23 protein-coding genes and 1 pseudogene are annotated in these 20,665 nt (G+C 47.7%); 23 read left to right on the top strand and 1 reads right to left on the bottom strand.

The genetic code is table 11. The features are described from left to right. Nucleotides 1–5 precede the first annotated feature (5 nt). The 22 genes from spoIIIAF to ASF12_RS02010 all read left to right on the top strand — a co-directional run bounded on the left by spoIIIAF (nt 6) and on the right by ASF12_RS02010 (nt 19,691). Nucleotides 6–788: a stage III sporulation protein AF gene (spoIIIAF, locus tag ASF12_RS02120; protein WP_056028996.1), complete on the top strand. Its 783-nt coding sequence runs from the start codon at nt 6–8 to the stop codon at nt 786–788. Between the two features lie 23 nt (nt 789–811). Further along, nucleotides 812–1,450: a stage III sporulation protein AG gene (gene spoIIIAG, locus ASF12_RS02115; RefSeq protein ID WP_056028994.1), complete on the top strand. Its 639-nt coding sequence runs from the start codon at nt 812–814 to the stop codon at nt 1,448–1,450. A gap of 35 nt (nt 1,451–1,485) precedes the next feature. Next, nucleotides 1,486–2,094 (top strand): SpoIIIAH-like family protein, encoded by a 609-nt coding sequence (locus ASF12_RS02110; RefSeq protein WP_056028992.1) that lies wholly within the window; start codon nt 1,486–1,488, stop codon nt 2,092–2,094. A gap of 136 nt (nt 2,095–2,230) precedes the next feature. After that, nucleotides 2,231–2,836 carry an acetylglutamate kinase gene (locus ASF12_RS02105; protein WP_081418566.1) on the top strand — a complete coding sequence of 202 codons (606 nt, stop codon included), beginning with the start codon at nt 2,231–2,233 and terminating at the stop codon, nt 2,834–2,836. A gap of 403 nt (nt 2,837–3,239) precedes the next feature. Continuing rightward, nucleotides 3,240–3,740 (top strand): acetyl-CoA carboxylase biotin carboxyl carrier protein, encoded by a 501-nt coding sequence (gene accB / locus ASF12_RS02100; protein ID WP_046231943.1) that lies wholly within the window; start codon nt 3,240–3,242, stop codon nt 3,738–3,740. Between the two features lie 48 nt (nt 3,741–3,788). Continuing rightward, nucleotides 3,789–5,174 (top strand): acetyl-CoA carboxylase biotin carboxylase subunit, encoded by a 1,386-nt coding sequence (gene accC / locus ASF12_RS02095; protein WP_056028990.1) that lies wholly within the window; start codon nt 3,789–3,791, stop codon nt 5,172–5,174. Between the two features lie 109 nt (nt 5,175–5,283). After that, entirely contained in the window at nt 5,284–5,691 is a 408-nt protein-coding gene (locus ASF12_RS02090; protein WP_046231945.1) for an Asp23/Gls24 family envelope stress response protein, read from the top strand. Between the two features lie 99 nt (nt 5,692–5,790). Further along, a complete protein-coding gene (gene amaP, locus ASF12_RS02085) occupies nt 5,791–6,348 on the top strand; it encodes an alkaline shock response membrane anchor protein AmaP (RefSeq protein WP_056028988.1) in 558 nt (185 codons plus the stop codon). Between the two features lie 14 nt (nt 6,349–6,362). Further along, the gene (locus ASF12_RS02080) at nt 6,363–6,593 is read left to right on the top strand and encodes a DUF2273 domain-containing protein (RefSeq protein WP_056028986.1); all 231 of its coding nucleotides are present in this window, start codon (nt 6,363–6,365) and stop codon (nt 6,591–6,593) included. Nucleotides 6,594–6,813: 220 nt separating this feature from the next. Then, on the top strand, nt 6,814–7,278 hold the full coding sequence (gene nusB / locus ASF12_RS02075) for a transcription antitermination factor NusB (protein WP_046231948.1): 465 nt from the start codon (nt 6,814–6,816) through the stop codon (nt 7,276–7,278). 49 nt (nt 7,279–7,327) lie between these two features. Continuing rightward, on the top strand, nt 7,328–8,188 hold the full coding sequence (gene folD / locus ASF12_RS02070) for a bifunctional methylenetetrahydrofolate dehydrogenase/methenyltetrahydrofolate cyclohydrolase FolD (protein ID WP_056028984.1): 861 nt from the start codon (nt 7,328–7,330) through the stop codon (nt 8,186–8,188). A gap of 4 nt (nt 8,189–8,192) precedes the next feature. After that, nucleotides 8,193–9,575 (top strand): exodeoxyribonuclease VII large subunit, encoded by a 1,383-nt coding sequence (xseA, locus tag ASF12_RS02065; protein ID WP_056028982.1) that lies wholly within the window; start codon nt 8,193–8,195, stop codon nt 9,573–9,575. Further along, on the top strand, nt 9,547–9,801 hold the full coding sequence (gene xseB, locus ASF12_RS02060; RefSeq protein WP_150131581.1) for an exodeoxyribonuclease VII small subunit: 255 nt from the start codon (nt 9,547–9,549) through the stop codon (nt 9,799–9,801). The genes xseA and xseB overlap by 29 nt, the downstream gene beginning before the upstream one ends. Before the next feature lie 3 nt (nt 9,802–9,804). Next, on the top strand, nt 9,805–10,719 hold the full coding sequence (locus ASF12_RS02055) for a polyprenyl synthetase family protein (RefSeq protein ID WP_056028980.1): 915 nt from the start codon (nt 9,805–9,807) through the stop codon (nt 10,717–10,719). Between the two features lie 115 nt (nt 10,720–10,834). Then, nucleotides 10,835–12,733 carry a 1-deoxy-D-xylulose-5-phosphate synthase gene (dxs, locus tag ASF12_RS02050; protein ID WP_056028978.1) on the top strand — a complete coding sequence of 633 codons (1,899 nt, stop codon included), beginning with the start codon at nt 10,835–10,837 and terminating at the stop codon, nt 12,731–12,733. Between the two features lie 16 nt (nt 12,734–12,749). Then, complete coding sequence (locus tag ASF12_RS02045; RefSeq protein WP_056028976.1) at nt 12,750–13,580, top strand: TlyA family RNA methyltransferase; 831 nt, start codon at nt 12,750–12,752, stop codon at nt 13,578–13,580. A gap of 191 nt (nt 13,581–13,771) precedes the next feature. Then, nucleotides 13,772–14,224, top strand: a complete 453-nt coding sequence (locus ASF12_RS02040) for a hypothetical protein (protein WP_056028973.1) — start codon at nt 13,772–13,774, stop codon at nt 14,222–14,224. 28 nt (nt 14,225–14,252) lie between these two features. Further along, the gene (ahrC, locus tag ASF12_RS02035) at nt 14,253–14,705 is read left to right on the top strand and encodes a transcriptional regulator AhrC/ArgR (RefSeq protein ID WP_046231955.1); all 453 of its coding nucleotides are present in this window, start codon (nt 14,253–14,255) and stop codon (nt 14,703–14,705) included. A gap of 32 nt (nt 14,706–14,737) precedes the next feature. Further along, nucleotides 14,738–16,450, top strand: coding sequence for a DNA repair protein RecN (gene recN, locus ASF12_RS02030; RefSeq protein ID WP_056028971.1), 1,713 nt, complete (start codon nt 14,738–14,740; stop codon nt 16,448–16,450). A 123-nt stretch (nt 16,451–16,573) separates the two neighbouring features. Then, a complete protein-coding gene (gene spoIVB / locus ASF12_RS02025; RefSeq protein WP_200931578.1) occupies nt 16,574–17,905 on the top strand; it encodes a SpoIVB peptidase in 1,332 nt (443 codons plus the stop codon). A 260-nt stretch (nt 17,906–18,165) separates the two neighbouring features. Continuing rightward, complete coding sequence (gene spo0A / locus ASF12_RS02020; protein WP_056028967.1) at nt 18,166–18,978, top strand: sporulation transcription factor Spo0A; 813 nt, start codon at nt 18,166–18,168, stop codon at nt 18,976–18,978. A gap of 443 nt (nt 18,979–19,421) precedes the next feature. Further along, nucleotides 19,422–19,691, top strand: a complete 270-nt coding sequence (locus ASF12_RS02010) for a hypothetical protein (protein ID WP_056028963.1) — start codon at nt 19,422–19,424, stop codon at nt 19,689–19,691. Between the two features lie 9 nt (nt 19,692–19,700). Here ASF12_RS02010 and ASF12_RS36465 read toward each other — a convergent pair whose 3' ends face one another. Further along, nucleotides 19,701–19,952 carry a succinylglutamate desuccinylase/aspartoacylase family protein gene (locus tag ASF12_RS36465; RefSeq protein WP_056028960.1) on the bottom strand — a complete coding sequence of 84 codons (252 nt, stop codon included), beginning with the start codon at nt 19,950–19,952 and terminating at the stop codon, nt 19,701–19,703. 276 nt (nt 19,953–20,228) lie between these two features. On the opposite strand from ASF12_RS36465, the pseudogene ASF12_RS02000 reads away from it, so the two are divergent. Further along, nucleotides 20,229–20,624: pseudogene (locus ASF12_RS02000) on the top strand (YheC/YheD family protein); the annotation flags it as partial. Nucleotides 20,625–20,665 lie beyond the last annotated feature (41 nt).

Genomic DNA, 20,665 nt, shown 5'->3' with positions numbered 1-20,665 from the left:
ATCGCATGGTAGCTTGGCTGGGCGAGTGGCTGCGTGACATTATCGCTGTCATAATGCTCGCTGTATGCACCGAGCTGCTGCTGCCCAACAGGGCGATGCTGCGCTATGCCAGACTTGTTATCGGCCTTCTTGTTCTGCTGACGCTGCTGTCTCCACTGCTTCGCCTGCTGCAAGGCGACGTAACGGCGGGACTGAGCGCGGGCATCCAGCAATGGGAGATGAGCACGGCGCAGCGGCAGGTGAAAATGCCAACGCTTGCCGACATTCAGCGTCAGGCGGAGGAGCTTAAACGCAAGCAGCAGCAGCAGGCGGCTAGCCTGACCGGCAGTACGCTTTCCAAAGCGATGGAAACCGCAATCGTTCGCTATACGGGCCAGACGGCAAGCTCGGTTGAAGTCAAACTAAAATGGATCAAGGAAGGGGATGTTGAGATGGTCGATATGGATACGGTGACAGTGACGTTTCCTCAGATGCTTCCTGAAGAAGAGGCAGCCTCGCCGAGAGGATCTCCTGCAATTGCGGATGCGAATTCAACACAGGAAGTACAGGAGGGAAATAGACAGGTCGAAGCAGTGGAGCCAGTGAGCGTTGAGGTTATGGTGCCTGAGCTGCTGGAGACTGGGCCGAATCATTCATCAGAAGCGCAGAGTGCTGCGGATGAACCGTTATGGCAGCCCGTAAACGCAGAGCTTGACAAGCAGACGAGAGCTGTGCTCGCCGAGGGCTGGGGTTTATCTCCCGAGGCCATCATTATTCGCCAGCCGGCAAGCATTCGCGGAGAAAAGTGAAGCGAAAGGAGCGATAATGACAGGTGGCGAAGTGGCTGGAGAAGCTGGAAGCGATGGCGGGCGGAGGCCCTGGGGGACCGAAGCGAGTAAAAATGCTGCGCCTCCTGCTCATTATCGGCTGTGTTGGAGCGCTGCTGATGCTGATTAATTCTTTTCTCACCTATAACAAGGTTGAGCCTTCCGTACAGGGGCAGGGGCAAAATCTGCAGTCAGTAGATGACACGGCCTGGACCAGCCCAGGCTCGCATGAAGGAGCCTCATTCGAAGCGGTGGAGCAGCCGCTGGAGGCGAGGCTGAAGGAAATTTTGGAGAAAATCGTCGGTGTTGGCGAGGTGGATGTTCTGGTCACCATTGATTCAACAGAGGAAATCGTCGTTGAACGCAACGAGAAGGAGACGCAGTCGGTTACAGACGAGAATGACAAAAACGGGGGCAAACGGCATATTACGGCGATTAACAAGGATGGCGAGGTTGTACTCGTCGAGGTGTCCGGCGATCAGAAGCCGATTATTAAAAAGACGATCAACCCGCGCATTCGCGGTGTCCTTATCGTAGCCAAGGGGGCGGAAAACGTAACCGTCAGGCGTTTAATTATAGATGCGGTCGAAAAAGGCGTAAATGTCGCGGCATCCCGCATTTCTGTTGCACCAAGGAAGCAGTAGATTAGCTTTTATACCATTTTGAGGAGGGTGTTCACATGAACACGAAAAGACAAACGATTTGGCTCGTATCGATGCTCAGCTTGATGGTGGTACTGTCCGCCTATTACTTGTTTACGCAGGATGCAAGCTCGCCAGATTTGCTGACAGACAACTCGCAGCTCGAGCAGACGGTGGGACAAGGTGCGACTGAGGCAGCGGGCAGCGGCATCGTTGTGGATGAGGTGCAGCAAGGAGCGGACAATGGAGTGAGCGAGACTGACAAAGAGGTGCTGGAGCAGTATGAGCAAGGGGGGGCCGCAACGAGCGTATTCGCCGATATTCAGGAGAAGCGGACGCAGGAAAACAACGAGGAGCTTGATAAGCTGATGGCAGATATCGCAAATACGCAGGTAGATAAAGAAAAATCCACTGAAGCGGCAAAACAGCTGTCCATGCTTGAAGAAAAAAATGTAAAGCTGACAGAGCTAGAAGAGCAGCTGATGCAAAATTATGAATCCGCCATTGTAGATGAAGAAAACAACGTTTATAAAGTCGTCGTAGCGAGCGAGAAGCTGGAGAAAAATCAAGCAGCTGATATTGTGGATCTCGTTATGAAAAAAATGGAAATCAATGCGGATCAGGTATCGGTGCAATTTGTACCTTAATTAATCGTTGCCTGAGCAGAAAATCCCGGAAGTCAGTTAAGCTGGCGCTTCCGGGATTTTTCTTATGCCCGATCGTGCACGACACTCGCCCTGCGCCTATATAATGTAAAAAAATAAAAAGGAGCTACGACACATTATGTATCGCTATTATCCTACCCATCCCCATCAAATGGCCAAATCGCTTCATCCTGCATGCTGGACATCATCCAGCATGGAATTGAACCGCAAACTGCGGACATTGTGGGTACAGCATGTGTACTGGACAAGATTGACGGTGAACAGCATTGTTGACCGCCTTGGTGACGAACAAGCAACGACGGCTAGGCTGCTAAGGAACGCTACAGACTTTGCAGCGTTGCTTGAACCTTTGTATGGCAGGGTGATTGCGGCAAAGTTTGCCGAACTGCTGAGGGAGCATCTTGTCATTGCAGCTGAACTCGTCAAGGCTCTCCAGGCTGGCGATAGCGCAGCGGCAGCGGATGCACAAAAACGCTGGTATATGAATGCAGAAGCCATTGCCGACTTCCTGGGCCAAATAAATCCTTATTGGTCCAAAGAGGAATGGAAGAGGATGCTCGATGAGCATCTTAGACTGCTTACGGGCGAAGTAGCGGCACGACTCGCAAAAAACTATGAGCAAAACGTCGCCCTAAGCGATCCCATCGAATCGCAGGCAATGGGAATGGCAGATGTCATGACGAACGGAATTATCCGGCAGTTTCCTTCTTTATTTTCCATTTGATCCTCATGATCAAAAAAGAGCGGAGTTCAGGCTATGATTTTATTGCCTGGACTGCGTTTTTTATTGATGGGCAGTTCAATTTTTGCCTGCCTCGCCCATTATTCTTAATACAGCGACTGAAGCTATAGAGTGCTTAAAACGATTTTTACGAAGGGAACAGGCGGCTGTTTAAGGGTTATTTTATGCATTTGTAAAAAATAATTCGTGTTCCTCAGCGTTTATGATATAATGTTAAACGTTATTGTGCCCATTAATAAAAGTGAACAATGCAAGCTAAGCTACTATGCGGTTTTGCTGCCGCAAAGCTAGGCGAATGCTTACGAAGCGGTTTTGCTACCGCAAAACTAAGCGGATGCTTACGAAGCGGTTTTGCTACCGCAAAACTTTAAGGAGTGAAACATTCATGTTCAAATTGAGCGAGATTAAAGAATTGATCAAGCTGGTCGATCAAACCTCCGTTCATGAGCTGGAAATCGAAAACGAAGGGACTCGCCTGCTAATTCGCAAGCCCGGGAAAACGGAAGTCGTCAATGTGCAAGCAGCCCCGCTAACGCATACATATTCACAGCAGCCTGCTCCCGTTTACACACAGGCACCTGCTATTGAGCCAGCTTCGCAGTCTACAGCGTCTGAGACGCCTGCAGCGCGCGCTGCAAGTGAGAATTTGCACCAAATCACTTCCCCGATGGTTGGTACGTTTTACAGCTCGCCAAGCCCTGATGCTGCGGTATTCGTAAAACCAGGCGATCGCGTATCCGAGAAAAGCGTCGTTTGCATTTTGGAAGCGATGAAGCTAATGAACGAGCTGGAAGCGGAAGTGCGCGGCGAAATCGTCGAAGTGCTTGTAACGAATGGCCAATTGGTGGAATACGGGCAGCCGCTATTTCTGGTGAAGCCGGAATAACAGCATTGCTCCTTCTGGGAGAACTAGCCATTTGAAAGGAGTAACAATGTGAATTTCCAAAAAATCCTTATTGCCAACCGCGGCGAAATCGCCGTGCGTATTATTCGGGCTTGCCGCGAACTCGGCATTGCAAGCGTAGCCGTTTATTCGGAGGCGGATCGCGATTCGCTCCATGTGCGCCTTGCAGATGAAGCTTATTGCATCGGTCCTACTTTGTCGAAGGACAGCTATCTGAATTTAACGAACCTGATGAGCGTTGCTACTATAACGGAATGCGATGCGATTCACCCAGGCTATGGCTTCCTTGCTGAAAATGCGAATTTTGCGGAGCTTTGCGAATCGTGCAACATTACGTTTATAGGGCCTTCGCCTGAGGCGATTAGCAAAATGGGCGACAAGGCGGTAGCCAAGCAAACGATGCAGCAGGCGAACGTTCCGGTTATCCCCGGCTCTGAAGGCCTCATTGAGACAATGGAAGAAGCGGTTGAAGTTGCACGTCAGATCGGCTATCCCGTTATTATTAAAGCGACAGCAGGCGGCGGCGGCAAAGGCATCCGTATTGCTGACAGCGAGGAAATGCTCGTTCAGCAAATTACGACGGCGCAGCAGGAAGCTCAGAAAGCTTTCGGCAATGCAGGCGTCTATTTAGAAAAATATTTGACAGGCATGAAGCATGTCGAAGTTCAAATAATGGCGGACAAGCATGGCAATGCTGTACATCTTTTTGAACGCGATTGCTCGGTTCAGCGTCGTCGCCAGAAATTGGTCGAAGAAGCGCCTTGTCCAGTTTTGTCTCCTGAGCTTCGTGAAGCGATGGGACAAGCGGCTGTTCGCGCAGCGCTTTCCGTTCAATATTCAGGTGCAGGTACGCTTGAATTTTTGCTTGGGCCGGACGGCCAGTTTTATTTTATGGAAATGAATACTCGGATTCAGGTCGAGCATCCCGTTACAGAAATGATAACGAATGTCGATCTGATAAAAGAGATGATTTCCGTAGCAGAAGGCAATCCTCTTTCCTTTAAGCAGGAAGATCTTGCGATTAATGGCTGGTCGATAGAATGCCGGATTAATGCCGAGGATTCCGAGCGCAATTTTATGCCGTCTCCTGGACACATTCCGTTCTATCTGGCGCCGGGCGGTACGGGCGTGCGGGTCGACAGCGCGGTTTATCCGGGTTATACGATTTCGCCGCATTACGACTCCATGATTGCCAAGCTGATCGTTTGGGGAAGAACGCGTGAGGAAGCGATTGCCCGCATGAAGCGAGCTTTGTCTGAATTCGCGATTGAAGGCATAAAAACAACGATTCCTTTCCATCAAAAACTGTTGGAGCATCCAAAGTTTATTGAAGGAAATTTTGATATCAAGTTCCTCGAGGAATATGATGTTTTCCATCCAGAGCAGGCTGCGGCAAAAGCTGGGGACAATCTGTAATGGTTTGTCATATTTCATGGCGAATGATATAGTATAGAAATAAGATGCGGAAGCTTTACCCGTCCGATGCAGGGCGGGACGCGCAACTTTAGGGAGGTGTAAAGCTATCATGAGTACAACAGCAACGGAGTATGAGAAAACGGACATTGGCGTTATTCAAATCGCACCCGAGGTTATTGAAGTCATTGCTGGACTGGCTACAGTTGAGGTGCCTGGTGTAGCTGGCATGAGCGGCGGTTTCGCAGGTGGAATCGCAGAGATGCTTGGCCGTAAAAATTTGTCTAAAGGCGTTAAAGTTGATGTTGGACAGCGTGAGGCGGCGATTGATGTATCCATTATTGTGGAATATGGCAACCGCATTCCAGAAATCGCTTCGGAAATTCAGCGTAATGTGAAACGTTCGATTGAAACGATGACAGGTCTTCATGTTATTGAAGTGAACGTACATATTCACGATGTTCATTTCAAAGCTGCTGAGAAGCCGGTAGAGGAAGACCAACTGCTGCGCGTCAAGTAATAACTGCATGGAAGAGAATTGACTATAACCCCCTCGTGATCGGCATGCCGCTCGGCGCAAGGGGGTTTTCATTCGGTCTGCCCGGAGGAGGCATTTGCATTGTTTAGAATTGTGGACAAGCTGCTATTGTTTATTTATAGCATCGTAATCGGTGCCGCTTCCATTATGATCGCATGTATTGGCTTTAATTGGATTTCGAAGCGAGCGCTTCTTACGGCTTTAGACCGCATGTTTGAGCAGCCATCGATTCAGATTTCCATTATGATTGCTGGGATTGTATTGTTTTTGCTCAGCTTGAGATTTTTTATTGTTTCCTTGCATCGAGGTTCTGCAGCTCCGCCTTCAATTGATCAACGGACAGATTTTGGCGACATTCGCATTTCCATTGAAACGATTGAAAATCTAGCTCTCAAAGCAGCTTCCAAGCGTCGCGGGGTTAAAGATTTGCGTGCGCGCATTCGTACTTCCGACTCTGGCCTTGACATTGTGCTTCGCGTGTTTGTTGATGGAGAAAGCTCAATCCCAACGCTCACGGAAGAGATTCAGCTTGCTGTCAAAAGCCATATTGAGGATATTACAGGGATACCGGTTTCAAATGTGACGGTATTTGTGGCGAATGTCATTCAGACAGGCATGTACAAGAGTCGCGTGGAATAGAGGTGGGCTAGCGGATGTGGAGGGAATTTTGGGTTCATTACGGAAAGCGGACAATTGGCGCAGCAGCAGGACTCTTTTTTGGCTTCGTGTATTTGTTTGCAGGTTTTTGGGATATGCTGGTTTTTATGCTGCTCATTTCAGTTGGGTATTGGATAGGCAAAAAGAAAGACTTGCGGCAGGATCCGGCCGCTCCATGGCAGCAAGTGTGGAGCGTACTAATGGAAAGATTTCGCCCGTTTAGATAATCCTGTGGTCTCCTCCGTTCTCCGGAAGCCGGATTGCCGGTTGTTCGAGGCAGGGAGGAGATCATAGGTTTTTTTGAAGTTCTAAGGCTTTATAAGTGAAATGCTTATAATGGGCTTCTATTTTACCGCGAAATAGGCTTTGTCGATATGTTAAGGGCGAAAGCCGTTTACGCTAGCAATAATAAATTTCAGTAAGCAGTGCAACTGCTTTGGAGGTCCCATGAAACGTAGATTAGCGAGAGAAATTGCAGTATCAAGTTTGTACCAGATGGAAATGAATGAAGTTACTGCTGACGAAGCGGTAGACATGCTTCTTGAAGAGGCGCATTCTGCCAACGAAATCGGCGCGGAGCCAGGGGATATTGGCAATACGGATGATGATTTTGTAAGACAGCTTGTGATGGGCGTCGCGGAGCGCAAAGCGGCGATTGACGACATGCTGCAGGATCATTTGACTGGCTGGCAGGTAGACCGGCTTTCTCGGGTAGACCGCCAGGTTTTGCGTCTGGCTTGTTTTGAGATGGTATTCAGCAACGATGTACCGCCGAAAGCGGTTATAAATGAAGCAATTGAACTCGCTAAGCATTTTGGCACGGAAGAGTCTGGCAAGTTCGTAAATGGCGTGTTAGGCAAGCTGATTAGCGGACTTGAGCAACTGAAAGCCGAGCCTGATCATACAAACTAGGAAACCGCCGGCACAGAAGGCCGGTCGGCAAGAAGGGGAGCGACACATTATGAGCGCACATATCATTTTAGGCAAACAGATTTCGGATCTTATTCGTGAGGAAATTGGGGCAGATACAGCTTCGCTTAAAGAAAAGGGTGTTGTTCCGGGTCTTGCAGTTGTATTGGTTGGAGATGATCCTGCTTCTAAAGTATACGTCGGTTCCAAGGAAAAAGCCTGCCAGCAGCTGGGGTTATATTCCGAGGTTCACCGACTGGCTGAATCGGCATCGGAAGAGGAAGTTTTGGCGCTGATCGCCAAGCTTAATGTTCAGGATACCATTAATGGTATTTTGGTGCAGCTGCCGCTGCCTAAACATATTAACGAGAAAGCCGTTATCGACGCGATTCGCGTGGAAAAGGACGTAGACGGCTTCCATCCGGAAAGTGTGGGTAATCTCGTAATAGGCGATGACAGCTTGCTGCCATGTACGCCAGCGGGCGTTATTGAACTGATTAAACGCAGCGGCGTTAATATTGCAGGCAAGCATGCCGTTGTCATTGGAAGAAGCAATATTGTCGGAAAGCCTGTCGCAATGCTGCTGCTTAGAGAGCATGCCACGGTGACGATCTGCCATTCCAAAACAGCCAACATGGAAGAGATCGCAAAGCAGGCGGACATTCTTGTCGTAGCCATTGGCAAAGCGAAAGCGATTGACAGCAAGTTTGTGAAGCCAGGAGCAGTCGTTATTGATGTTGGCATTAACCGTTTGCCTGATGGCAAGCTGGCGGGCGATGTGGATTACGAGGATTGCCTGGAAACAGCTGGTTATATTACGCCAGTACCGGGCGGCGTTGGTCCGATGACGATTACGATGCTGATCCAGAACACGATTAAGGCAGCCAAACGCGCAAACGGAATCGGAGAGTAAGGCGATGAAAGAACAGCCGCGGGTTTATTCGATAAAGGACATTAACCGATATATCCGGATGAAAATGGACTCGGACGCTGTGCTTGGCGATGTATGGCTGCGCGGAGAAATATCTAATTTTACGCATCATTCCAGCGGCCATATGTATTTTACACTCAAGGATAAAGACAGTCGGTTGAAATGCGTCATGTTTGCATCGCATAACCAGCGGCTGCCTTTTATTCCTCGTGAAGGCGCTAAAGTGATGGCGCGCGGAAACATTTCTGTCTATGAGCGGGATGGCAACTATCAATTTTATGTTTCTGCCATGCAGCCAGATGGTATTGGGAGCTTGTACCTCGCTTTCGAGCAGCTGAAGAGCAAGCTGGAGAAAGAAGGGCTGTTTGCCGCTGAGCGCAAACGCCCGATTCCACGCTTTCCTGGGGCGATCGGTCTGATTACTTCGCCGACAGGGGCAGCAGTCCGCGATATGATGATTACGCTGCAGCGCCGCTATCCTGCTGCGCGTATTTATGTTTATCCGGTTTTAGTGCAAGGAGCGCAAGCAGCACCTTCCATTTCACATGCGATAGAAGCAATGAACCGTTTTGGAGAAATCGACGTATTAATTGTAGGGCGCGGCGGCGGCTCGCTTGAAGAGCTCTGGGCGTTTAATGAAGAGCAGGTAGCGCGCAGCATAGCGGCATCCGCTATTCCAATCATTAGCGCCGTCGGCCATGAGACCGATTACACGATTGCTGACTTCGTTGCAGACTTGCGGGCGGCGACGCCTACGGCAGCGGCCGAGCTGGCTGTACCGCATGCAGCCGAGCTGGAGAAGCATTTAAGCAGGCAGCGCCAGCAATTGGAGCAATCGCTGCGCCAGGTCATTCGCAGCCGCAAGGAGCAGCTTGCGCGTGTGCGCCGTTCGCCATTTTTTCTTTATCCTCGCAAATATTTGCTGGAGCAGGCGCAGCGTCTTGATCTGCTGGAGGAACGCTTGCGCCAGCGGACGCAAAAGGCAGCACACCGCGGGCGAAGCAGGCTGGAGCGTTTGCAAGCGACGCTTGCCGGGCATCATCCAGGGCAGCGCGTGCAGTTTGCGGCAAGCAGGCTCAAAGGAACTTCGAAACGGCTGGAACAGATTATCCAGCAAACGCTGCAGGAGAAGCAGCTTAAGCTTCATAGCTCCATACGCCAGCTTGATGCGCTTAGTCCGCTGAAGGTAATGGCGAGAGGATACGGGTTAGTTTATGAAGAATCGGAGCAGCGCTTGGTCAAGTCAGTAGCAGATGTGAAGGCAGGGGATACCGTAAAGGTTAAACTAGCAGATGGGCAGATGACCTGCGAAGTATCGTCGTTGGAAGGAGAGAGCAGCAGTGGCAAAAAAGGAAGCAGCCGAGCTTAGTTTTGAACAGGCAATGGAGCAGCTTGACACGATTGTAGAAAAGCTTGAAAACGGCGATGTTCCGCTGGAAACAGCGATTGATCTATTTCAAGAGGGCATGCGTCTGTCGAAGCTGTGCAGTGGCAAGCTGGAGCAGGTGGAGCAGAAGATCGAGACACTTATTGAGACAGAGCAGGGCTTTCAGAAAAAAACGTTTGCTCCACCGAGCGAAGACAAAGGAGAATAACGCTTGAGCGACACGGTTTTGGTAAAATCCTATTTGGCGCAATGCGCCGCCATCGTAGAACAAGCACTGACCGAAGTGCTGCCTGCGCAGTGGCAGGTTCCGGATAAGCTCCGTGAATCCATGATGTATTCCCTTGAAGCAGGTGGAAAACGCTTGCGGCCCGCTCTTGTGCTTGCAGTAGCTGAGGCTATTAGCGGTAATGAAGATACGGTGAGCAAAGCTTTGCCTGTTGCATGCGCAATTGAATGCATACATACGTACTCCTTAATCCATGATGATTTGCCAGCGATGGATGATGACGATTACCGCCGCGGCAAGCTCACGAATCATAAGGTGTACGGAGAGGCGATGGCGATTTTGGCTGGTGACGCGCTGCTGACCCATGCGTTTCATTTAATTCCTAAAGCGGCTAAAGCTGGTGGAGTCAGTGCACAGGTTGCACTCGATATCGTGGAAGATTTGGCAATGCTTGCCGGAGCCAGAGGCATGGTTGGCGGGCAAGTAGCAGATATGCTGGGTGAGCAGGGCATCACGTCGCTTGCAGAGCTTGAATATATTCATTTGCACAAAACCGGAGATTTGGTTGTGTTCTCTGTTACAGCTGGCGCACGTATTGGCGGTGCTACAGAAGCGCAAATCAAGCTGCTCGAGCAATATGGCCGCAATATTGGGCTGGCTTTTCAAATTCAAGATGACATTCTAGATTTGATTGGCGATGAGAGCAAGCTTGGCAAGAAGACGAACAGCGATGTCGAGCAACAAAAAGTAACCTATCCCTATCTGATGGGGCTTGAGGAGAGCAAGGCTCAAGTAGAGCGTTTGACGCAGGACGCGAAGTCGGCTGTGCTTGATGCAGGACTTGCAGCACCGGACAGACTGCTGCAAATCGCCGATTATCTGGTGCAGAGGGATCATTAATTCGCTCTAATGCCTTGGGGATTGGGAAAAAAACAATGCCTATGTTATAATAGTTTAAATATTTTGACGTCTATTGAACAGTGAAGGCTGCTGTTCGCGAAAGCGAGGAAGTACTGTGCTGCTTGAACATATAAACGGGCCTCAGGATTTAAAAGGGTTATCCAAGAAAGAGCTGGAGCAGCTTGCAAGCGAAGTGCGCCAGTTTCTCATTGAGAAGCTTTCCGTTACGGGTGGTCACCTTGCTTCCAATCTTGGAGTTGTGGAGCTAACGCTCGTTCTGCATTATTTATTTGACAGCCCGAATGACAAATTTGTATTTGATGTAGGCCATCAATCTTATGTGCATAAAATTTTAACAGGGCGCATGGATCGCTTCGATTCGTTGCGTCAATATAAAGGCATGTGCGGGTTTGTGAAACGCGACGAGAGCGAGCACGATGTGTGGGAAGCTGGACATAGCAGCACATCGCTTTCTGCAGCAATCGGCATGGCGATGGCGCGAGATTTTAAAGGCGAAGACAATCGTGTCGTAGCCGTCATTGGCGACGGAGCCTTGACTGGCGGCATGGCCTTCGAGGCGCTTAATCATATCGGCCATGAAAAGAAGAAAATGATTGTCGTGCTGAACGACAATGAGATGTCTATTGCGCCAAATGTCGGCGCGATGCATCAATATTTGGGCAAAATTCGCTCAGACCGCCATTACCAGAAAGCGAAGGAAGAGCTGCAGCATTTCTTGAACAAAATTCCTGCTGTCGGCGGGAAGCTGGCCAAGACGGCAGAAAAGTTTAAAGACAGCCTGAAATATTTGCTCGTAACGGGCATTCTTTTTGAACAATTCGGTCTTACTTATTTAGGACCGGTTGACGGGCATGATATGGAGCAGCTGCTTGATATTTTCCGTCAGGCTGATTCAGTTCCAGGCCCTGTTCTTGTGCATGTCGTGACGGTGAAGGGGAAAGGCTACTCTCCTGCTGAAGCAGATTCCCATAAATGGCATGGCATCTCCCCCTACAAAATCGAATCAGGTCAGGTCGTCAAGGCCGTTGGCTCGCCTATGTATACGCAAGTATTTGGCGATGTGCTGATTGAGCTCGCAGAGAAGGATAAGCGTATCGTAGCGGTTACACCTGCTATGCCGGGTGGATCGGGATTAATGGAATTCGCAGCGCGTTTTCCAGGCCGCATGATCGACGTAGGTATTGCCGAGCAGCACGCGGCGACGATGTCTGCAGCACTTGCGATCGAAGGAATGAAGCCGGTATTTGCCGTTTATTCTACCTTCCTGCAAAGGGCTTATGATCAGGTTGTGCATGATATTTGCCGCCAGAACCTGAATGTTATTTTTGCTATCGACCGTGCAGGCTTTGTAGGTCCCGATGGAGAAACCCATCATGGCGTGTATGATATTCCCTTCCTGCGCCATGTGCCGAATCTGGTCTTAATGATGCCTAAGGATGAAAATGAGCTTCGCCGGATGATGAAGACGGCGGTTGATTATAATGATGGTCCGATTGCAGTCCGTTATCCGCGGATCAATGGACTTGGCGTAACGATTGATGCTGAGCTTCTGCCGCTGCCTATAGGCTCATGGGAGACGGTTCGCGAAGGCGATTCAGCCGTTATTATTGCTATTGGCCCCATGCTTCAAGTGGCGGAAGAAGCAGCGGATCTGCTGAAGCGCGACGGCATGAATGTCCGCATTGTAAACGCACGTTTTATTAAGCCGATGGATGAGAAAATGCTTCTGTCACTTGCGAATGAAGGTAAAAACATCATCGTGCTGGAAGAAGGCGCGGAGCTTGGCGGCTTGGGCAGTGCGATTCTTGAATTTTATTCGCTGCGCGGCATTTATGGTTTGCCGATTCGTATCGTTGGTATTCCGGACCAGTTTATTGAACATGGTTCCATTAAAGAACAGCGCGCTGAAGTTGGCCTGACGGGCGAACGGATAGCAGCTGAGCTTAAAAACATGCATCCTCGCAGTAAAATGCGCGTAACCGGACAGCATTAGAAGGCTAGGTAAAAGAATGACGACACCTAAAGAACGAATAGATGTGCTGCTCGTCGAGCGCGGTTTTTATGAAAGCAGGGAGAAGGCGAAGAAAGCGCTAATGGCAGGCCTTGTTCTGGTGGATAACGAACCGATCGACAAGAGCGGAATGAAAGTTGCCCGCACGGCGGATATTAAAGTAAAAGGGGCTATTCATGCCTATGTCAGTCGTGGGGGCTTAAAGCTGGAGAAGGCAATTCGCGCCTTTGAGCTGGATCTCGTTGGACGTACGATGCTGGACATTGGTGCTTCAACAGGCGGCTTTACAGATTGCGCTTTGCAAAATGGAGCGGAATACGTCTATGCCATTGACGTCGGCTATAATCAGCTGGATTGGTCGCTTCGCCAAGACCCACGCGTGAACGTCATGGAGCGTGTTAACTTCCGTTATATGAAGCCTGAGGAGCTGCTTGGGCCCAAGCCTACTTTTGCTACCATTGATGTTTCGTTTATCTCATTGAAGCTCATTTTGCCTGCACTTTCGGGATTGATTGATCCGGGCTCAGGCGTGATGGCATTGATCAAACCGCAATTTGAGGCAGGGCGCGATAAAGTAGGGAAATCAGGTGTTATAAGGGATTCGAAGGTGCATGCAGAGGTGCTGAGGCATGTAACGCTGGCGGCCGCTGAGATGGGTTATACGCTGCGTGATCTTTCCTTTTCTCCTATTACAGGCGGAGAAGGCAATATTGAATTTTTGGCTTACTGGATTTGGGAAAACCAGCCTAATCAGCAGGTTCCCGATGATGCGGCAATTATGGAGCTCGTCAAGCAGGCGAGCGGCACCTTTTCCGCTGAAAAACAGTAGCAAGCTGCGAGGGGAATGCCTGCATCGCTAAGGCGATCGGGTGTTCCCCTATTTTTTGCTTTACAGAGTTGGGTCTTTTTTGATACACTGGACTCAACCAAACATGCGTTCGCTTTATAAACATTGACAGGAATATACACCCTCCATCTCGAACCATTACATATATGGATGTTTTGGATGGAGGGTTGCATATGGACAAATACGGTGACTGGTTAATTATGCTAGTTGCCTCAGCCTTGTTAATCCTGTGGTTGTTTCGATTGTTTCATCGCTGGCTTCATGAGCCAGCCTCCTTCAACCGCTTGAAGCTTGGTAAAGGTGTCCCGCTTGATCCGAATGATGAGAACATTTTGTTTCTTGAACAGAGTGGCTATCATGTCGTCTCAGGCAAACACCGAATTCCCATTCAGATTGACCTGGATGGCCAAGAACTGGACAGCCGTTTGTATATTGATTATATTGCAGAACTTGACGGAGAGTTATACATCGTGAAGACTGCAAGGGATCGTATGCCGATGGATTGGACGGGAAGCGGAATAAGAGACAGGCTGCTTGTATACGCGTTGTTGCTGCCGAAATGCCAGGGCATCCTGTTTATTAATGTGAAGGAACGCTCCATTAGAAAAGTTGTTTTTCAGTTGTAGAATAGCATGTTTGGGAGGCGCTTTATTTATGAAAGGGATACGTCAATTTAAAATCAAGGAAATAATTACGAATCAGGTTGTGGAGACGCAGGAGGAGCTAGTTGAAGCGCTTCGCAATACCGGATTGCAGGTAACACAAGCTACAGTATCACGTGATATTAAGGAGCTAATGCTCATTAAAGTTCCAGCAGAGGATGGCCGATACAGATATTCATTGCCGCAGGAGAAACAACGGATCAATCCGATTCACAAGCTCAAGCGGGCACTGCTCGATCACTTCGTGAACATCGATTTCACAGACAATCTTGTCGTAATGAAGTGTTTGCCGGGCACAGCCAATACGATCTGCGCGCTGCTGGACAATATGGAGTGGCAGGAAGTAATGGGAACCATTTGCGGAGATGATACGATTTTGATCATTTGCCGCACGAAAGCTCAAAGCAATGAGGTTGTAGAAAGGTTGCTGGAGCTGTTGAACTAAACTAACATACCAATTTTAGGAGGCATCAGTTTATGTTGCGAGAGCTGTCCATTCGAAATTTAGCTGTAGTTGAGCAGGTGACGGTTTCGTTCCACCATGGCTTTCATGTTTTGACGGGGGAGACGGGAGCGGGTAAATCCATCATTATTGACGCGCTTAGCTTAATTGTTGGAGGGCGAGGCTCCGCAGATATGGTCAGGTATGGCTGTCAGAAGGCGGAAATGGATGCGATGTTTGATTTGCCGCGGATGCATCCCGTATGGCATGTGCTGGAGAGACTAGGGGTAGAGGCATCACATGACGAGATGCTCGTCATTCGTCGTGAGCTCACTTCCCAAGGCAAAAGCAGCAGCCGAGTGAATGGACAGCTGGTTACTATGACGATGCTTCGTGAAATTGGAGAATGCTTAGTTAATATTCATGGTCAGCATGAGCATCAATCTTTACTGCGCACAGAGAGGCATTTGGAATGGCTTGACATGTTCGCAGGTGACCTGCTCATTGAGCGCAAGCAGACTTATAAAGCGGTATATAAAGAGCTGCAGCAGGCAAGAGCGGCGCTGCGTGAGCTTGAAGATTCAGCACGCCATAATGTGCAAATGCTGGACTTGTACCGTTTTCAAATCGAAGAAATTTCAAACGCCCAGCTCAAGGTTGGAGAAGATGAAAGCTTGGCTGAAGAGAAACGCAAGCTGCAATTCGCCAGCAAACGGATGGACAATGTAACCGAAGCATATTCTTTATTGTATGGCGATGCTGGCTTGGATGCTTTAAACAAAGCGATTATTAAGCTTTCGGATATTCAGACATATGATCCCACTATTGTCGGGCCATTGCTGGAACAGCTCCAATCGGCATATTATCAAGCTGAGGATGCCGCTTTTCAACTTAGAGATTACAGAGATACCATTGAATCAGATCCAGAGCAGCTTGCGACTATCGAAGATCGTCTCGATCTCATTCATGGTTTGAAACGCAAATATGGCGAGAGCATTGAGGATATTCTCGTTTATTATAAAAGCATCGTCGTGGAACGCGACAAGATCGAAAACCGCGATGAATATTTAGAAAAACTGCGTAATAGCGAAGCAACGTTGTATAAGTCAGCACTTGAACTTGCTGAGGAGTTGTCCAAGCTGCGCAATCATGCATCTACACGATTGGCTGAGTCCATTGAGCGCGAGCTGCGTCAACTGCAAATGCCAAACACGATTTTTTCTGTACAAATGGACAGAATCAAGCAGCACGATCAAAAGGAAACCGCTGTTGTGCTTAATAGCAATGGCTGTGACGAAGCGGTATTTATGCTGGCTCCGAACCCTGGAGAGCCGCTTAAGCCATTGAATAAAATCGCATCAGGCGGCGAGATGTCGCGCGTTATGCTGGCTCTGAAAGCGATATTTGCTGAGCATGACCAAATTCCAGTACTCGTATTTGACGAGGTGGATACAGGTGTTAGCGGACGTGCAGCTCAATCGATTGCGGAGAAGCTTTCCCAACTATCGCGTCGTTGCCAAATTTTCTCGATCACGCATTTACCGCAAGTAGCTTGTATGGCTGATCACCATTATGAAATTCGCAAGCAAGTCGTTAATCAACGTACAGCTACCTCCATTAAAGAAATTATGAGCAATACCCGAATAGAGGAGCTAGCCCGCATGTTGGGCGGGGTTGAAGTGACCGAGAAAACGAGACATCATGCACAAGAAATGCTTGATTTGGCATTGCGGCAGAAAGGAGCCTAATGGAGGGCATTAAGGGAAGTTTTTTGTGGTCATAAAACGGTGGGGGCGGGGTAACTTAAAGGTACGCCAATGGCGATTAATCCTTTATCGTCATGCGATGGAATTACAGGGAGCGTGAAATCATTGAACTCCAGCAAGAGGAAGAGATGGTTCGGTCTGGTTCTCGTGATTTTGATTTGCATGGTAGGCTTCTCCACACCGTTTCAGCACTTAGCCTCAATCCCGAATGAACTGCGTTTGTTCACTGGCCAATCGAAACGATTACAATATGGAGTTCCTGTTCATGCTCAAGTTACGGTGGACCCGCGTATGCTTCAAGTGAATGGCTCATCGACCCGGTCTTTATCAGTCAATTTGAACGAACCGCTATCCTTACATTCGCAGCAAAGCGGCGAGACGAGGATGAAAGTGAAATTATTCGGTAAAATTCCTTTCAAGACGGTGAAAGTCAATGTTGTACCTGATTTAAAGGTCATTCCTGGTGGTCAAACCATTGGGGTCAAGGTGAAGTCAGCCGGAATTTTAGTCGTCGGTCATCATCAAGTGACTAGTCAGAATGGCAGTAAACAATCTCCAGGTGAGCTCGCAGGATTGCGTCTGGGCGATTTAATCGTCAAGATCAATGGTCAAAAGGTTTCTGAAGTTAGGAAAGTTGCAGAACTCGTTGATCATGCAGGCAACAACAAGAAAGCGCTTGATATTGTATATAAGCGAGGCGGGCATTTAGGCAAAACCGTTTTGAATCCTTCTTATGATGCTGAGGATCGAACGTGGCGGCTAGGGCTTTATATACGCGACTCAGCTGCCGGTGTAGGCACACTGACGTTTTATGCCCCTGATCAGGGCGTTTACGGCGCGCTTGGACATGTCATTACAGATATGGACACGCAAACAGCTATTGAAGTTGGTGATGGCCAAATTCTTCAATCCAGCGTAACGTCGATTAACAAAAGCCAAAATGGTGAGCCAGGCGAAAAAAGGGCCCATTTTGTGAAGGAAAGTAAAGTGCTGGGCAATGTGGAACGAAACACCCCATTTGGCATTTTTGGCAAAATGAATGAAAATCCTACCCACAGCTATAACAGCAATGCGATGCCGGTTGCTTTTGCTGAGGAAGTAGCTGAAGGCACCGCTCAAATTTATACCGTAGTAAATGGTCAAAAGGTTGAGAAATTTGATATTGAAATTGCTCATGTTATGAAGCAGAACAGTCCGGCAACTAAAGGAATGGTTATTAAAATAACGGACAAGCGTCTACTTGATAAAACAGGTGGCATTGTACAAGGTATGTCGGGCAGCCCCATCATTCAAAATGGCAAGCTGGTTGGAGCGGTGACCCATGTGTTCGTAAATGACCCTACATCGGGTTATGGATGTTTCATTGAATGGATGCTTCAAGATGCAGGGGTGTTATTAAAATCTACATTGCAGCAAGGCAGTCAAACAGCAGCATAAAAACAACCGCCAGCGGCAGGGAGCGAATACGCTGCAGGCGGTTGTTTTACTTTTGTTGGACACCTTCTTTTGTCGAAACTCAGCGAAACGAAGCGCTAATTGTAAATAAATAATCAGTATAACGGTATTGCGAAAAAAAATAAAGAAAAATAATTTTCGACAGAAGGAATTTATATCAGCGTGTCGAAAATGTTACTCAAGACAACTAGGGGAAGGTTCAAGAGTGAAAATTGGATTATCATTTGAGGGAGGATAATATCTTGCAAAAAATTGATGTATTATTGGCAGATGACAACAGAGAATTTACTAATTTGTTATCGGAATACATATCCGATCAAAGTGATATGAATGTGAGTGGTGTAGCGTATAACGGTGAAGAAGTGCTGAGGCACTTGGAAGAATCCCGTAAAATACCGGATGTACTCATTCTTGATATTATTATGCCTCATTTGGACGGACTTGGCGTTTTGGAGCGCTTGCGGGAAATGAATATCTCGCCAATGCCTAAAATCATTATGTTGACCGCCTTTGGTCAAGAAAATATTACACAAAAAGCAGTTCAATTGGGTGCTTCTTATTATATTCTTAAGCCATTTGATATGGATATTTTGGCTAACCGGATTCGCCAGCTGTTCGGGAATTCTTCGTACTCGGCATCATCTTCTTACAATTCGAGTTCGTCAACAGTGAAATCGAATGTTGTTCCGCTTGCTAAAGGCAAAAATCTGGATGCCAATATTACAAGTATCATTCATGAAATTGGCGTGCCTGCTCATATTAAAGGCTACCAGTATTTGCGCGAAGCTATCACAATGGTGTATAACAATATCGAAATTTTGGGTGCGATTACAAAAACGCTATATCCAGCAATCGCCGAAAAATTCAAAACGACACCTTCCCGCGTCGAACGAGCGATTCGCCACGCTATTGAAGTCGCTTGGACGCGCGGCAACATCGACAGCATCAGCCACCTGTTTGGCTATACGATTAATATTAGCAAGTCGAAACCAACGAACTCTGAATTTATCGCGATGGTTGCCGATAAGCTGCGGATTGAGCATAAGGTGAGTTAATTGCTGTTGTATCAAGGGTTTGAGAGTGTCAATGTCAAAAACAGGGATGGCTATAAATATCCGAAAATGGGTAATTTGAGCCGATAAACTTTTGAATAGCAAACCAACTGATACCACTTATTTATTGGTTCTTCGAAACCAATAAATAAGTGGTATTTCTTATGATCGATTTTGACTTTCAACTGGATAATTTCATGCTTTACTGTTCATCCAAAAACCTTTCGCGTAAAACCTTGGCAAGTTATGAGCAGACGTTGAAGCTGTTCGGAAAGTACTTGCTTGAAGAATTCCAGATGAAGATGTTAAAAAAGTTCAGTCGGGTCATGTTCGACAATACATCAAGTATGTTCTTTAGAGGAGCAAGTGCGCACTCGTAAACAATGCTGAGTCAAAAGACAAAAACCACCCAGAGAATCGCAACGACTACAAAAAAAGAAGTGTCAATGACAACCATTGCAAATTACGTTCGCAACATCAAAGTGTTTTTCAATTATCTTTACGAGGTCGAACGCGAGATACCGAAGAATCCAGTCGAAAGCGTAGAGAACCCAAAGGTTCAGCGGAAGGTCAAGAAAATTTTGACGGCAGAAGAAATCAAGAAGGGTGGCTACATTGACTACGCCGTAACAGATTTGGATCGCACTCATCGCATGCTGTTTGCTCGTGCTGGTGAAGCTGGACACGGACCGAAAAATGCCTCTAGCTTCATGTAGATCAATATACTACTCAGTCGTTAACCGAAATAATGCGGCCGAAAGTGGGTGACTCGCTGCTTGATTGGGTTTACGCAGGATTGTCCGATTCAAATCGGGAATATCCCTGATACGCCGTTTATAGGCGATCTGATTAACGATTGGAACGATAATCAACATTCCGTTTTCGATGTGGAGGATGTCCTTCTGTAGTAAATCCAACAGTTTTTTTGCCGCTAGGATGTTTGCCGTTTCGTCTTCTTGTACCCCCGCTTTTATCATGACTGTATTTCCCACGGAGTTACCCTTGATAATGTAATATGCGTTTCGAACTTAGTGCCTTTTGCTAGTTGATGAGTCGATATTTGCATTTGCAGAAGTCACCTCCTCAGATATAGTGACTAATGTACACACCAATCAGCCCCTATGCTACGGACATTAGCACAAGCAGCCTTTAGTAAAGGCACATACTTTGATACGGATACTCATTATGTAAAAGGGGTCGGCTGAATATGGTTGGACTTATAATTAAAAAAGAATGTAAGCAAATCGTTACAAAACAAGTACAAAATGGTCTATGTCAAGCCAAATAGGGGAACTGGTGGCAAGGGCATCATAGGTGTGGAAATGCTAGGGCAAGGTTCTTATAAATACCAACTAAATACTGTCACAAGGACGTTCAACTCCATTAATAGTATGACTAGTTCCATCCATAAGAAAACGAAAAGCGAAAAATATGTCATTCAATATGGAATCCATTTACTGCGGCACAACAACCGACTTTTTGACCTTAGGATTATGGTGCAGAAAAACCCAAAAGGCAAATGGGAAACGACAGGTGTGATCGGTCGATTAGGCCATCCGAAAAAGATTGTAACTAACGTTTGCCAGGGCGGTAAATCCAAACCAATTGATGTACTGCTAAAAAAGCACATAACCGATGTTACTGAATAGACCAAACGGTCAGTAAGTTATTGATCTCCACTGTTAGAGTC

The organism is Paenibacillus sp. Leaf72, from assembly GCF_001422685.1.
Classification (GTDB): Bacteria; Bacillota; Bacilli; order Paenibacillales; family Paenibacillaceae; genus Pristimantibacillus.
The sequence above is the reverse complement of the archived record's forward strand: the minus strand, read 5'-3'. Positions and strand labels throughout refer to the sequence as shown.

Bases quoted from the DNA above. Each gene is read 5' to 3' on its own strand.
- spoIIIAF (WP_056028996.1), top strand. From the start codon at position 6: ATGGTAGCTTGGCTGGGCGAGTGGCTGCGTGACATTATCGCTGTCATA.
- ASF12_RS02110 (WP_056028992.1), top strand. From the start codon at position 1,486: ATGAACACGAAAAGACAAACGATTTGGCTCGTATCGATGCTCAGCTTG.
- ASF12_RS02105 (WP_081418566.1), top strand. From the start codon at position 2,231: ATGTATCGCTATTATCCTACCCATCCCCATCAAATGGCCAAATCGCTT.
- accB (WP_046231943.1), top strand. From the start codon at position 3,240: ATGTTCAAATTGAGCGAGATTAAAGAATTGATCAAGCTGGTCGATCAA.
- ASF12_RS02090 (WP_046231945.1), top strand. From the start codon at position 5,284: ATGAGTACAACAGCAACGGAGTATGAGAAAACGGACATTGGCGTTATT.
- ASF12_RS02080 (WP_056028986.1), top strand. From the start codon at position 6,363: ATGTGGAGGGAATTTTGGGTTCATTACGGAAAGCGGACAATTGGCGCA.
- nusB (WP_046231948.1), top strand. From the start codon at position 6,814: ATGAAACGTAGATTAGCGAGAGAAATTGCAGTATCAAGTTTGTACCAG.
- folD (WP_056028984.1), top strand. From the start codon at position 7,328: ATGAGCGCACATATCATTTTAGGCAAACAGATTTCGGATCTTATTCGT.
- xseA (WP_056028982.1), top strand. From the start codon at position 8,193: ATGAAAGAACAGCCGCGGGTTTATTCGATAAAGGACATTAACCGATAT.
- ASF12_RS02045 (WP_056028976.1), top strand. From the start codon at position 12,750: ATGACGACACCTAAAGAACGAATAGATGTGCTGCTCGTCGAGCGCGGT.
- ASF12_RS02040 (WP_056028973.1), top strand. From the start codon at position 13,772: ATGGACAAATACGGTGACTGGTTAATTATGCTAGTTGCCTCAGCCTTG.
- ahrC (WP_046231955.1), top strand. From the start codon at position 14,253: ATGAAAGGGATACGTCAATTTAAAATCAAGGAAATAATTACGAATCAG.
- recN (WP_056028971.1), top strand. From the start codon at position 14,738: ATGTTGCGAGAGCTGTCCATTCGAAATTTAGCTGTAGTTGAGCAGGTG.
- ASF12_RS02010 (WP_056028963.1), top strand. From the start codon at position 19,422: ATGACAACCATTGCAAATTACGTTCGCAACATCAAAGTGTTTTTCAAT.
- ASF12_RS36465 (WP_056028960.1), bottom strand. From the start codon at position 19,952: ATGATAAAAGCGGGGGTACAAGAAGACGAAACGGCAAACATCCTAGCG.